This window comes from Lachnoanaerobaculum umeaense, from assembly GCF_003589745.1.
Classification (GTDB): Bacteria; Bacillota; Clostridia; order Lachnospirales; family Lachnospiraceae; genus Lachnoanaerobaculum; species Lachnoanaerobaculum umeaense.
This window is the reverse complement of record NZ_CP032364.1, coordinates 154,216-166,490: the sequence shown is the minus strand read 5'-3', so window position 1 is coordinate 166,490 and position 12,275 is coordinate 154,216. Positions and strand designations below refer to the sequence as shown.

15 protein-coding genes and 2 tRNA genes are annotated in these 12,275 nt (G+C 36.0%); 4 read left to right on the top strand and 13 right to left on the bottom strand.

The annotated features are described in order from the left end of the window. Nucleotides 1-33 precede the first annotated feature (33 nt). From D4A81_RS00595 to D4A81_RS00585, 3 genes are read right to left on the bottom strand one after another with little or no spacing between them, the layout of a single operon-like run. Nucleotides 34-633: a L,D-transpeptidase family protein gene (locus D4A81_RS00595; RefSeq protein ID WP_111524423.1), complete on the bottom strand. Its 600-nt coding sequence runs from the start codon at nt 631-633 to the stop codon at nt 34-36. 45 nt (nt 634-678) lie between these two features. Continuing rightward, nucleotides 679-1,704 (bottom strand): tRNA preQ1(34) S-adenosylmethionine ribosyltransferase-isomerase QueA, encoded by a 1,026-nt coding sequence (gene queA / locus D4A81_RS00590; RefSeq protein WP_111524422.1) that lies wholly within the window; start codon nt 1,702-1,704, stop codon nt 679-681. A 1-nt stretch (nt 1,705) separates the two neighbouring features. Then, on the bottom strand, nt 1,706-2,512 hold the full coding sequence (locus tag D4A81_RS00585) for a hypothetical protein (RefSeq protein ID WP_111524421.1): 807 nt from the start codon (nt 2,510-2,512) through the stop codon (nt 1,706-1,708). 152 nt (nt 2,513-2,664) lie between these two features. On the opposite strand from D4A81_RS00585, the gene D4A81_RS00580 reads away from it, so the two are divergent. Both D4A81_RS00580 and D4A81_RS00575 read left to right on the top strand, forming a co-directional pair. Continuing rightward, nucleotides 2,665-2,737: transfer RNA gene (locus tag D4A81_RS00580), tRNA-Arg, on the top strand. 44 nt (nt 2,738-2,781) lie between these two features. After that, nucleotides 2,782-3,765 (top strand): biotin--[acetyl-CoA-carboxylase] ligase, encoded by a 984-nt coding sequence (locus D4A81_RS00575; protein WP_111524420.1) that lies wholly within the window; start codon nt 2,782-2,784, stop codon nt 3,763-3,765. Nucleotides 3,766-3,867: 102 nt separating this feature from the next. Here the strand turns inward: D4A81_RS00575 and D4A81_RS00570 are convergent. Then, nucleotides 3,868-3,940 (bottom strand) — tRNA-Thr (locus D4A81_RS00570). A 159-nt stretch (nt 3,941-4,099) separates the two neighbouring features. Here D4A81_RS00570 and D4A81_RS00565 point away from each other — a divergent pair. Both D4A81_RS00565 and D4A81_RS00560 read left to right on the top strand, forming a co-directional pair. Further along, complete coding sequence (locus D4A81_RS00565) at nt 4,100-4,375, top strand: GNAT family N-acetyltransferase (RefSeq protein ID WP_111524419.1); 276 nt, start codon at nt 4,100-4,102, stop codon at nt 4,373-4,375. Nucleotides 4,376-4,480: 105 nt separating this feature from the next. Next, nucleotides 4,481-4,900, top strand: a complete 420-nt coding sequence (locus tag D4A81_RS00560; RefSeq protein ID WP_111524418.1) for an RrF2 family transcriptional regulator — start codon at nt 4,481-4,483, stop codon at nt 4,898-4,900. Between the two features lie 66 nt (nt 4,901-4,966). Here D4A81_RS00560 and pepT read toward each other — a convergent pair whose 3' ends face one another. The 9 genes from pepT to D4A81_RS00520 form a co-directional block, all read right to left on the bottom strand. Further along, nucleotides 4,967-6,193: a peptidase T gene (pepT, locus tag D4A81_RS00555; RefSeq protein WP_111524417.1), complete on the bottom strand. Its 1,227-nt coding sequence runs from the start codon at nt 6,191-6,193 to the stop codon at nt 4,967-4,969. A gap of 12 nt (nt 6,194-6,205) precedes the next feature. Beyond that, complete coding sequence (locus tag D4A81_RS00550; protein WP_242977613.1) at nt 6,206-7,378, bottom strand: metallophosphoesterase family protein; 1,173 nt, start codon at nt 7,376-7,378, stop codon at nt 6,206-6,208. Continuing rightward, nucleotides 7,371-8,519: a rhodanese-like domain-containing protein gene (locus tag D4A81_RS00545; RefSeq protein ID WP_111524416.1), complete on the bottom strand. Its 1,149-nt coding sequence runs from the start codon at nt 8,517-8,519 to the stop codon at nt 7,371-7,373. The genes D4A81_RS00550 and D4A81_RS00545 overlap by 8 nt, the downstream gene beginning before the upstream one ends. Beyond that, complete coding sequence (locus tag D4A81_RS13070; RefSeq protein ID WP_162902536.1) at nt 8,519-8,689, bottom strand: DUF6472 family protein; 171 nt, start codon at nt 8,687-8,689, stop codon at nt 8,519-8,521. The genes D4A81_RS00545 and D4A81_RS13070 overlap by 1 nt, the downstream gene beginning before the upstream one ends. 4 nt (nt 8,690-8,693) lie before the next feature. Further along, nucleotides 8,694-8,927 (bottom strand): hypothetical protein, encoded by a 234-nt coding sequence (locus D4A81_RS00540; protein ID WP_111524415.1) that lies wholly within the window; start codon nt 8,925-8,927, stop codon nt 8,694-8,696. 433 nt (nt 8,928-9,360) lie between these two features. Then, the gene (locus D4A81_RS00535) at nt 9,361-9,519 is read right to left on the bottom strand and encodes a rubredoxin (protein ID WP_111524414.1); all 159 of its coding nucleotides are present in this window, start codon (nt 9,517-9,519) and stop codon (nt 9,361-9,363) included. A gap of 3 nt (nt 9,520-9,522) precedes the next feature. Continuing rightward, entirely contained in the window at nt 9,523-9,897 is a 375-nt protein-coding gene (locus D4A81_RS00530) for a desulfoferrodoxin family protein (RefSeq protein WP_111524413.1), read from the bottom strand. Between the two features lie 9 nt (nt 9,898-9,906). After that, a complete protein-coding gene (mscL, locus tag D4A81_RS00525; protein WP_111524412.1) occupies nt 9,907-10,305 on the bottom strand; it encodes a large-conductance mechanosensitive channel protein MscL in 399 nt (132 codons plus the stop codon). 279 nt (nt 10,306-10,584) lie between these two features. After that, the gene (locus D4A81_RS00520; protein WP_111524411.1) at nt 10,585-12,264 is read right to left on the bottom strand and encodes a cell wall-binding protein; all 1,680 of its coding nucleotides are present in this window, start codon (nt 12,262-12,264) and stop codon (nt 10,585-10,587) included. Nucleotides 12,265-12,275: the final 11 nt, after the last annotated feature.

Sequence of the window (12,275 nt, the reverse complement as noted above, 5' to 3'; positions counted from 1 at the left end):
CATAGACAGATGCCTATAATATGCCTTATGGTTTTATGGTCCTACTGTAACCTTGATCCCAAGCTGCCCATATGGCCAGATAATATCCATTACATCATTACTTACAGCTACACAACCTGCTGTAGGTATACCCTTTTGATAGTTTCCATGAATCATTATCGCACCGCCAAGTGCTGTATTCCATGGTGGACATACCTTATTATCAATAGCGGTATAGATAGCATCTTTTTCTTCCTGAGAAATAATACCATCTGCAAATCCTCTATCAGCTGCCTCTTTGTCAGGATAAGAAAGTCCTAGCGATAAATGATATGCACTCTTATCATTTCTTACACAAATGTAATAATCTCCTGTTGGTGTAGTTCTATCACCCTGCCTTTGTTTAGTTCCATTTGCCGAAAACTCACCCATGCTGCATGGCCACTTACCCAGTATCTTATTGTCTACAATAAGTGTAAGTTCTTTGCTCAACTTACTTACATATATCCTTGTAGGAGGCTCATTTGTAACCTGCTGTGGTGTATAGCTGCTTGTGCTTACCTTTCTTACGATTGCGGCATAAGCACTAAAACTCGTCAGTCCGATAATCATAGATAAAACTATTAACGCCACAATACCTTTTCTTGTCTTCATAAAAATCCTTTCTAAATATTCTCACATTAATAGTGAGATAATATTTCAATTTATAAACATTGCATCACCGAAGCTGAAAAATCTATATTTCTCATTTACAGCTTCCTCATATGCATGTAATATGTTCTCTCTTCCTGCCAATGCACTTACAAGCATCACCAAAGTAGACTCTGGTAAATGAAAGTTTGTAATTAGAGCATCTAACACTTTAAACTTATATCCCGGATAAATAAATATATCCGTCCACCCTGATCTTTCTTCCAAATGTCCATTTTCATCTGCCGCACTTTCTATGGTTCTGGTACTGGTGGTACCGACACATATAACTCTCTTGCCATTTGTCTTTGTTGAATTAATAATATCTGCGGCTTCCTTAGATATTTGAAAAAATTCCGAGTGCATATGATGTTCGTTTACATCCGTCACCTTTACCGGTCTAAAAGTTCCAAGTCCTACATGAAGTGTGACCTTTGCAAGTTTAACACCTTTTTTCTCTATTCTCTCAAGCAGCTCTTTAGTAAAGTGAAGTCCTGCCGTAGGTGCCGCTGCAGATCCCTCATTCTTAGCATATACTGTTTGATATCTGTTTTTATCCTGTAGTGCATGTGTGATATATGGTGGCAATGGCATAGTTCCAAGTTTATCCAATATCTCTTCAAAAATACCCTCAAACTCAAAATCTATTATTCTATTTCCTTCCTCAACTATATCAGTTATAGTTCCACAAAGCACTCCATCACCAAAATCAATCCTTGCTCCGATTTTGCACTTCTTTCCCGGCTTTACAAGGCATTCCCATGCGGTCTTTGTCTTTCTTTTCAACAAAAGTATCTCTATAGCAGCTCCGGTATCCTTCTTTACACCCATAAGCCTTGCAGGTATTACTTTAGTCTCATTAAGTACCAGACAATCACCCTCATCCATATATTCAATAATATCATAGAAATGCTTATGGCTTATATTTCCTGCTTCCTTATCAAGTATCAGAAGTCTTGAAGAAGCTCTGTCTTCAAGAGGATCCTGTGCTATAAGTTCCTGTGGCAAGTCATACCAAAAATCCTTTACATCCATACTAGTTTCCGCTCTTTGTCTCAGCTATGGATACTTCTGCTTCCTCTTTACTGCTTTCAGTTATACTTTCCACCGTACTTTCCTCTACAACAGTCTGTGCTTCTGTAGTTTCTGTTGCCGGCTTACTCTCATTTGTAGCGGCGTTTTGAACCCATATAGAATATAGTGTTCCAAGTTGTATATCACTTGTAACCGCAGTTGCAAGATCCTTTCTCATCTGTGCATCTAAAGCAATGATATCCTCAGACTTTGAAACATCCTCTATATATTTCTTCTCATCCTCTGTCAAATTGTTATTCTCCACCATATAGAATGCATCCTTTGGCTCTTCCTTAACATATGCCCAAGTCAGCATAGGTGCCTTTGTATCAATATCATAAAACTTCACATTTGAGCTTATAAATACCACATACGAATTAGGCTCATATCCCTTTGTTACATAGGTGACTGTATCATCAAAAGACTCATACACCTTTGCCTCATCATTGAGTTTGCTCTGCAAATCTGCAAGTCCATCCTCATCACTTCTACCAAAAACATTATACATTCTTCTGGCATCTGCATTAACCTTTGCATATTGGTAAGCTTTCACCAATTCTATAATACCGGGAATTTGATCTTTTTGTAAGCCATATGTCTTATAATCAGATAGTCTCTTTTCTTCTTCTGACATGGTAGACTCCGGCACTGTTGCAGTGGTAACAGTTTCTTCAGTACTTGCTGTTGTATTTGAATTTCCACAGCCTGTAGCAACTGCCATCATCATTGCTATCATACCCATTCCCATAATTATTTTTTTATTCTTCATAACTGCCTCTTTATACTATCATTATTAACGGTCTATATAGGTCAAAATCTGATTTATGACCTCCTAACCACTTTATTATTTTATCAAATATTATACTAAAAAGCACCTATCAATTTATTATAAAAAATGATATAATTTTGTAATATTTATTGGTATCAATAGCGTATTGGATAACGCATCAGACTCCGACTCTGAAGATTGTGGGTTCGAATCCCACTTGATACATTTATTAAATATCTGTATTTTCTGCGAAATACTATAGGAGCAATATGTTAAAAAATGAAGTTTTAAAAATTCTGCTTTCAAATAAAAGCCATGTATCAGGACAGAATATCTCAAAATATCTTGGTGTATCAAGAACAGCAATATGGAAAGCTGTTTCTACACTAAAAAAAGATGGATACAATATAGAATCCGTCAATAATAAGGGCTACTTGCTCTTAAACAAAAATGAGACACTAAGTCGTGTAGAAATCGAACAATGCATAAATGCTTATAACTATTCGAATCCTCCAAAAATCATTTATTTAAATGAAGTTGACTCTACCAACAATTATGCCAAAAAAGTTTCTGACTCGCTAAATGCTGATTTTTTAGTGGTTTCAGATATGCAAACTCTTGGTAAAGGTAGACTTGGAAGAAGCTGGGATTCTCCAAGTGGAAGCAGTATTTTCATGAGTTTATGTATTAAACCTGATATTGCTATAGAAAAAGCATCTATTATTACTCTTGTAATGGCTGTTTCTCTATGCGAGGCGATAGAAGAAATATATTCTATCGAACCTCTAATCAAATGGCCAAATGATATAGTCTTTAATTCAAAGAAGATCTCCGGCATACTTACAGAAATGAGTTCTGATATGGATGGTATCAAATATATTATTTCCGGAGTTGGAATCAATGTAAATAATAAGGATTTTCCTGATAATATAAAGGAAACAGCATCATCTCTTTTTCTTGAAACAGGTATATTAATGGATAGGGCAAGATTAATCGCAAGCACTGTATATCATTTCTATAATAATTTTAATATTTTTCTAAAAACTGAGGATATGACTGATCTGAAGGAAAAGTATGAAAAGCATTTAGCCAATATTGGCAAGGAAGTGAAGATACTTGATCCCAAAAATAAATATACTGCTACAGCACTGGGTATTGATGAAAGCGGTGCTTTACTTGTGAATACAGATGGTAAGATAAAAAGAATTATCAGTGGAGAAGTCAGTGTAAGGGGATTATATGGCTATGTATAAACTATTATATAATAAATAAATTCTACAATAATGTTGGGAGTGGCATTGCTGAACTTGATATTTTTTAATACAAAAAAAGTCTTGCAAAACAAGACTTTTTACAGCTGCTGACGGGACTCGGACCCGTGACCTCCTCACTACCAATGAGGTGCGCTACCACCTGTGCCACAGCAGCATCTACGTTATAGTAGCATAAACATAAATGACTGTCAATATAATTCAAATTAGCTATCAAACCACCTAGTAATGATATAGGCAATTTATAATTTTAAATATCACTTGACTTTTATTCTCTAAATGTTAATCTTTATTTAAATAAAGAATTGGAGGTAATATGTTTAATATAGCTGATGATAGAATTTATATGAATGATGACAATGGTAAGATGATCGCTGAGGTTACTTTCCAAAAACCGGACGAACATACGATTCTCATAGATCACACCTTTGTAGATGACTGTTTGCGTGGTCAAGGAATTGCATCCAAACTTATGCTTGAAGCTGTAAGCTATGCAAAATCAAATAACAAAAAAATAAGGGCAACCTGTTCCTATGCTTTAAAATGGTTTGGGAACAATAGAGAAGAATATAAGGACCTCTATATAGGTTAATTTATATTTTGAACAAAGCATTATTTTCATATATGTCGTATTATTCTCTTGATTTACCTATTACCTACTTGTATAATAGGATTATAAATTAAGGATGGTGATTATATGAAAATTTCAACAAAAGGGCGTTATTCACTTCTTGTTATGATTGATTTGACAGAGAACCAGTCTGATGATTTCATACCACTTCGTGACATTGCCAAAAGACAGGATATCTCTGAAAAATACCTGGAAAGTATTATAAAACTTCTTGTAAGACATAAACTACTTGTAGGTTTACGTGGTAAAGGTGGTGGATACAAACTTACCAAAAGACCAAATGATATCACTGTAGGAGAAGTGCTTAGAATCGCAGAAGAGAATATCATGGTTGATGATGAAGATACTGAAAGCATGTATCGTACAAGTGAGTATCGTACTATTGATATGTGGAGTAGACTTTCGAAAATTATAAATGAATATTTCGACAGTGTTTCTATTGCAGATTTAATAGTTGAAGATCCCGGAAATGATTTTGTAATTTAATAAATATAGGCTTTATTTTACGATCCTAAATAAAAGATCATAAAATTAAAAGCCTATATTTTTTATTTACCCCTCAACTGCTATCTTAGCTATCTCTACAATAACATCTATTGCTTTTTGTATAGACTGAACGCTTACAAATTCAAACCTACCATGGAAGTTTTCACCGCCCGCAAAAATATTTGGAGTAGGCAATCCCATAAATGATATTTTAGAACCATCAGTTCCACCTCTTATAGGAGCCTTATTCACCTCTATACCAAGATTTTCCATGGCCTTAGTTGCAATATCCACACTTCTTGGATCATTCTTTATAATATCAGCCATGTTTCTATACTCATCATGAATAGAAAGCTTTACCCTATCTATATCATATCTTGAGTTTATTTCCTCACATATCTTCTTAACAATATACTTTTTATTCTCAAAAAGCTCTCGATTGTGATCTCTTATAATATAAATCAAGCTTGCATTTTCTACATTACCATGTGCTTCTATCAAATGAATAAAGCCCTCTCTGCCCTCTGTATTTTCCGGCACGCATACAAGAGGCATTGCCATTTGAATATCTCTGGATATGGTAAGTGCATTTATCATCTTATTCTTTGCATCTCCAGGATGAACACTTTTACCCAAAATTTCTATTTTTGCCTCAGCAGCATTGAAACATTCAAACTGAAGCTCACCTACAGAACTACCATCCATAGTATATGCAAAATCACAGCCAAAGTCCTCTACATCAAAATGATCAGATCCCACACCAACTTCCTCATCACAACCAAAAGCTACTCTAAGCTTACCATGTTTTATCTGTGGATTTTCTATCAAATACTCCATAGCTGAGACTATCTCACATACTCCGGCCTTGTCATCTGCACCCAAAAGTGTAGTACCGTCAGTGGTTATAATTGTTTGACCCACATAGTTTTTCAAATTTGGAAATTCCTTTGGTGACAATACAAATCCACTATTTCCCAATGCTATATCTCTTCCATCATAGTTTTCATGTATCTGTGGAGAAATATTCTCAGCATTAAAAGCAGCTGTATCCACATGTGCAATAAAACCTATCACAGGGGCATTATCTGTATTTGCCGGCAATGTAGCTGTAAGAAATGCATTCTTTGTGTTTATCTTCACATCCACAAGTCCTATTGTCTCAAGCTCCACAGCAAGCTCCTTTAAAAACTCCATCTGTGAATCTGTAGTCGGAATAACAACTCCCGCCCTACTCTCATCTGATCTGGTATTTTTCTTTACATAGTGTAAAAATCTATCTACAAATCTTTCCATATTTTTCCTTTCTTATAATTCTATTTTAAATTTATTTTGTTCCTTAAACACGGAGTCAAGTATACTCTTTATATAAAGAGAAGTGAAGCACTCCGGCTGCTCTTCCCAAAGCCTTATGCCTTCTTCAAATCCCTCTGCATCAAAAATCTCTCCGGCAAAATAGCTCTCATTCATTTTTATAAAAGCTCTACCCATCTTGTTCTTATCAGCTTCATCCTCATTTTCAAATGTATGAGTATTAAATAACTTTGTAAGCTGTCTACTTCCCACACCTTCAAATTCCTGTTTACTTATGGAAACAAAATCTTCTACAGTATCTACATTAAGACATTCAGTCCAATATTCAAATGAATTACCATCATAAATAATATTAGCAAAATGATTCGGTGAAACTGCCAGTGATGATGTAACTATTTCTGAAACAATATTTTTTTCAATATGCTGTATATGCATATGTCCACTCAAATTAAGCTTAACATTATACTTCCCATATATTTCTTCTATTCTTTCAGCATTCTTTATCATAAAGCCTTCAGTAAACATAAAATTTTGTTCCAAGAGATTTTGATGGCTTACTGCAAGTATGTTCGCACCCTTTTTTGATATCTCTTCAAGTACCCTTTCAAGCCAATCAAAACTTTCCTCACAAAGATAATTTGAAAAGTAGGAATTGGTATCAAGCATAAGCAAATATAAATCATCTGTAAGCTTAGAGGCATAACTACCTGAATATTTATCGAAGTAATCCATCTGTTTATATCCGCAGGCGGCATATATCTCCCTAAATTCCTCAGCATTCACACTATCAACCTTATATATTTCATTGTCACAAAATCCAAAGCATCTTTCATAATTTATATCATGATTACCGGGTATCAGATATACCGATATACCTGTTTCTACAATTTTCTCAAGCTTTTTTGACAGCTCTATATGGCTTATCTTCTCTCCGTTAAAGCTTAAATCTCCAAGTAGAATAAGTACATCAGGCCTTCTTTTTCTTACCTCATCACAGAATGCCTCTATTATTTCTTCGATATACATCATTACCTTACCGTCACCCTTTGCTATAGTATTTGCAAAGGCTTCTCCACCATCATTTATTTTCTTTGAAAGGTAGTGGAGATCTGTAGCTATCATAATTCTCAAAGTTTCTTCACTCATACAAAGTAACCTCTCAATCATAGCTCTCCAAGAAAGAGTGCTTTATACCATTTTTCTTGTAGGCTATTACCGTATCCAGACTGACATTTTCCACACTTCTAAAAATATTCTTTTCTATATATGGATTCTTGGCAGCCAACTCCCTTATAAGTTTCTTCACTTCGGCTCTCATAGAGCCCTTATCTCCAGTCTCTGATATTGAACAATTATCTGTCAATCTGCATGCACATCTTATAAAATTAAGTTCATTATACTTTGCCCAATGTATTATATCATCTTCCCTTATAAGATAAAGAGGCCTGATAAGTTCCATACCTTCAAAATTTGTAGAGTGCAGCTTCGGCATCATAGTCTGTATCTGAGCACCATATAACATACCCATCACTATCGTTTCTATAACATCATCAAAATGATGACCTAGAGCAATCTTATTACAGCCAAGTTCCTTTGCCTTGGCATATAAATGTCCTCTTCTCATTCTGGCACAGAGGTAACAAGGTGACTTCTCATCGTCTGCCACTATATCATATATAGATGATTCAAACACCACTATTGGTACATCCAATATCTTAGCATTGTCTACTATTGTTTGATAATTTATATCGTCATATCCGGGATTCATTACCAAAAATACCAGTTCAAAATTTTTCTTGCCATGCTTTAACAACTCCTGAAAAAGTTTAGCCATCAGCATAGAATCTTTTCCGCCTGATATACACACAGCTATCTTATCTCCATCCTTTATAAGCTCATATTCATTTATAGCCGCTGTAAACTTTCGCCATATACTCTTTCTAAATTTCTTTATAATACTTCTTTCAATATCTTTGCTTTTTCTATTTATTTCTTCCTTCTTACTTTCCTCTTTTAAGAACTCATTTAGCTTAAGTTTCATATAGGCTTCATAACCACCAACCAGATTATAAACATTCTCAAATCCCAGACTTTCAAGCTCTTCAACTAAGTATTCCGTCTTATTTCCTGTAGCGCATACCAAACAAATATTATCATTATTATCAAACTCTTTTATTCTTTTTTGTATATCTTCCTCTGCTATATTTATAGATTCAGGAATATATCCTCTTTTAAATTCATGCTCAGGTCTTATATCAATTATTATCTTATTTTGCAGCTCTGATAGTTTCTCTATACCAATTTCCATTACATTTGCTTCCTTACTATCAAATAGTCATCATTACTCCTATAATATGGGCAGATAGAATAATCAGAGCTTCTCATTCTTACATAATCATCCTCATCCATATCCACATCACATATATAGCCTTCCACATCCTCATCATATATATAGTTTATACAATAATCGCAAATCATTTTTCTACCTGTTTACAGTATTTTTCTTCCTTCTTTTTTTATATATTTCCCGTCTATAGTCCTCAGGGGCATAACTCTTTAGCCAGATCTCTTCCCCCATATCAAGAAGCTTCCTTCCACTCAGCACCGCCTCAAAAGCTAAATATTGTGAGGCTCTCTCACTTCCGGAAAGCGGTACTTTCATGCTTGGTGACTCCATATCTATAATATCGCTATAATCTCTTTTTTTATCATCCATAGTATTACCATCTGCAAAGAATAACTTCAATATAGTATAGCATATAAGATTTGTTTAAACAAAGCAACAACAAAACTGATACAGTAATATTAATAAAAAGAGGTTACAGTTCAGGTACCATATATCTTGAGACTTTTAATTTTACAATCCTTGTAGCGTTTAACTCTTTCGTGAAAACGAGACTCAGATTAAGCAGCCTGGGACTTGTTTGAGTGCAGTTCGCTGCTCCCCAAGCGAACAAACGAGTTTTTGCAGACTGCGTAAAATCCTGCGAAGTTTTAAGAAAGAGTTGCGATTAGGATTGTAAAACAAAAGCTCTAAAGGGGCTACCTGAACTGTAACAAAAAGAGAATTAAAACTGCCATTAACGCCCATACTCATAAATCTTTTCATTAAAAAAGAGCCACTAGGGCTCTCTTTTTATCTTTATATATTAGCCTTCCTTAGAAAACTCATCTTTGCCTACTCCGCAAAGTGGACAAACAAAGTCATCCGGAAGATCTTCCCACTTTGTTCCAGGAGCTATTCCATTATCAGGATCACCTGCTACCTCATCATACTCCCATCCGCAAACATCACATACATACTTCATAAATTATACCTCTGCTTTCCATAAACCATGTAAATTGCAATACTCATAAGCTGCAATCAACTTCTCACCATCCTGTAAAACAAACTCAGCATGTGGCTTATCCTCAGCTGTAAGTCCCTTATACTGCTTTCCAAGATTTGTCTCAACCATTACAAAGTTGATAAGATGCTCAGGTGTCATAGGATGATCTACGCTACCTACATTTACTACAACCTTGTTACCCTCAACAGTTACTACCGGTACATGCTTCTCCTGAGCTGCATCTGTTGTGTTAGCCTTTAAGAGCTGCATAGGCTCTCCACAACAAACAAGTGTACCACCACCATCAACTACTACTGAAACAATCTTACCACAGTGTGTACAACGATAAAAACTCATATTTCCTCCTTATTTCTTCGCCTTTAATAAATCTCTAATTTCCTCTAGAAGAACAATATCATCAGCCTTTGCAGGTGCTTCCTCCACTTTAGCTTCCTCTTTCTTTTTAAACTTCTCTATAAGTCTAACAAACATAAAGATACAGAATGCAATAATGAGGAAATCAACCACATTTTGGATAAAAGCTCCATAAGCAATAGCATTCTCAGCTACACCTTCACTTTCAGGAGTTATAATATACTTCAAATCTGTGAAGTTCAAACCACCTGTAAGTATTGATATAATAGGCATAATCAAATCACTTACCAAAGATGTGACAATCTTACCAAAGGCAGCACCTATGATAACACCTATAGCCATGTCCAAAACATTACCTTTAAACGCAAATTCTTTAAAATCTTTTAACATATGTCCTCCAATATTCGGTTGTGCTCGAGCTAACTATAAAATCATTAGATTTAATTTTACACAACCTCAATGTGCCTTTATTATGTACCAAAATAAAAAAAAAGTCAAGTACTAATAATAAGAATTATTCCTGTTTTTTATTTAGTACAATTTTTATAAACAAAAAGAGAGACACCTCCCTTAGGAAGGCATCCCCCTCGCATTAGATTTATCAGATGCCATGAGGCCTCGCTTCGCTCCACCTCAAGCCTATAAAATCTTATTAATTAATATTTGAGATTATTCCTCAAGACGTACCCAATCTACTGTGTAGTTAGATGTCTTAACCTTGTAATCATCTCCGTCCTTCTTTGTTCCGCTCTTAACCATAGCACCGGTTGTGTTAACGATGTAAGCCTTAGCACGAGTTGGAAGATTTGTGAACTTCCACTCTGTGTAATCCAAGTCACCATTTGACTTGTAGTGTGCTGTACCACCGTTACCATAAATTCTAAGAGCATCCTCAACAGATGACTTAGCAATCAACTTGTTGTCGCCGTCAAGTATAACAACCTCAATCTTGCTGTCACTGTCAGCTGTAGTAAGCTTACCACCAACATAGAATCTGTGATCGCTCATACCGTTAACGCCTGCACCCTTAGCAGAACCGTTCTTCTCAAACTCGAATGTAAGCTTCTCGCCGTCCATCTCTACAGACTGCTTTCCAGTCTTCATAGAACCGTCATCGCTTCCACCGAAGAAGTATGACTTAAGCTCACCTGTTGAGAACATACCATCATTAGCCTTTACAAACTTAACATAGTTGTCTGATGTGTCATATGCACTATCACTATCAACCTTCTGAACGATATTCTTTGTGCTGTATCCTGCACCAACAGTGTTAGCTTCCATCTGAAGTACAACGAAACCGCTGATCATTCTACCATAGTTGTCGAATGCATACTTCTTACCATTGATAGTCTTGATCTGGTTAGCTACAATCTTACCACTACCATCTGAATAGTACCAAGCATCAGCTCCATCCTCGTACTTGCTCTTATTTAAGTAGTATCCTGGAGTTACCTTGAACCATCCCTTTGTAGATCTAGCACCATCTTCTGGTGTTGAGAAATACATAAATGAGCCTGAGTAATCTGGGTTACCCTGTCCATCACTGTATGTTCCAGTTGTGTTGCTGTATGTAGCTACTGTATTAGATAATGTAGCACCTGTGAACCAACCAGCGTTCATACGGCCATACTCATCAAAGCCATACTTTCTACCGTTGATTGTCTTACCTGTCTGATTCTTCTCCTTCTTTCCTGAAGCCTTGAAGTAGAACCATCTTGTCTGATCTACCTCCCAGTAGTTGTCACCAGGTTGAAGGTCTGCAGCCTGATCATCTGTGATAGCGATCTCTCTCCATCCCTCAGCCATAGAACCATCGTTCTCATCGCCGAAGTAGTAATCAGCATCCTGCCAAGCATTTTCATCATGCTGTGTCTCGCCGTCTTTTACCCAACCATACTGCATCTTACCATCAGTATTGAATGTGTACTTCTTACCATTGATAGTCTTTAAAGAAACATCGCTTACAGCTGAATCGCTTCTCTTATAAGCCTTACCATTAGCTCCGAAGTAGTACCACCACTGATTTGGCTCGTTCTCGTCACCAGCGTTCTCATTGTCAACAGCAACCCAACGATTTGTAACCATAACACCGTTGATATCAACATAGTATGTATTGTCGTTGTCGTCGATGATAGAATCTGTAGCCATCTCGCCGTTGTCATCAAGATAGAACCAGTAGTCACCTGACTTCTGCCATGACTCTGTTACTTTCTCTTCGTTTCTGTTATAATATACCCATGTACCATTCTCCTGTTGCCAGCCTGTAGCAGCAAATGCTGTCATAGCTCCACCAACTGAAAGAACAGCTGCTGCTGAAATTAATGCAGCAATCTTTGTTTGCTTTCTCATAATGAATGCAT

What these genes read in the sequence shown, in the direction of transcription:
- D4A81_RS00595 (WP_111524423.1), bottom strand. Translation starts at nt 633, where the DNA reads ATGAAGACAAGAAAAGGTATTGTGGCGTTAATAGTTTTATCTATGATT.
- queA (WP_111524422.1), bottom strand. Translation starts at nt 1,704, where the DNA reads ATGGATGTAAAGGATTTTTGGTATGACTTGCCACAGGAACTTATAGCA.
- D4A81_RS00585 (WP_111524421.1), bottom strand. Translation starts at nt 2,512, where the DNA reads ATGAAGAATAAAAAAATAATTATGGGAATGGGTATGATAGCAATGATG.
- D4A81_RS00575 (WP_111524420.1), top strand. Translation starts at nt 2,782, where the DNA reads ATGTTAAAAAATGAAGTTTTAAAAATTCTGCTTTCAAATAAAAGCCAT.
- D4A81_RS00565 (WP_111524419.1), top strand. Translation starts at nt 4,100, where the DNA reads ATGTTTAATATAGCTGATGATAGAATTTATATGAATGATGACAATGGT.
- D4A81_RS00560 (WP_111524418.1), top strand. Translation starts at nt 4,481, where the DNA reads ATGAAAATTTCAACAAAAGGGCGTTATTCACTTCTTGTTATGATTGAT.
- pepT (WP_111524417.1), bottom strand. Translation starts at nt 6,193, where the DNA reads ATGGAAAGATTTGTAGATAGATTTTTACACTATGTAAAGAAAAATACC.
- D4A81_RS00550 (WP_242977613.1), bottom strand. Translation starts at nt 7,378, where the DNA reads ATGATTGAGAGGTTACTTTGTATGAGTGAAGAAACTTTGAGAATTATG.
- D4A81_RS00545 (WP_111524416.1), bottom strand. Translation starts at nt 8,519, where the DNA reads ATGGAAATTGGTATAGAGAAACTATCAGAGCTGCAAAATAAGATAATA.
- D4A81_RS13070 (WP_162902536.1), bottom strand. Translation starts at nt 8,689, where the DNA reads ATGATTTGCGATTATTGTATAAACTATATATATGATGAGGATGTGGAA.
- D4A81_RS00540 (WP_111524415.1), bottom strand. Translation starts at nt 8,927, where the DNA reads ATGGATGATAAAAAAAGAGATTATAGCGATATTATAGATATGGAGTCA.
- D4A81_RS00535 (WP_111524414.1), bottom strand. Translation starts at nt 9,519, where the DNA reads ATGAAGTATGTATGTGATGTTTGCGGATGGGAGTATGATGAGGTAGCA.
- D4A81_RS00530 (WP_111524413.1), bottom strand. Translation starts at nt 9,897, where the DNA reads ATGAGTTTTTATCGTTGTACACACTGTGGTAAGATTGTTTCAGTAGTA.
- mscL (WP_111524412.1), bottom strand. Translation starts at nt 10,305, where the DNA reads ATGTTAAAAGATTTTAAAGAATTTGCGTTTAAAGGTAATGTTTTGGAC.
- D4A81_RS00520 (WP_111524411.1), bottom strand. Translation starts at nt 12,264, where the DNA reads ATGAGAAAGCAAACAAAGATTGCTGCATTAATTTCAGCAGCAGCTGTT.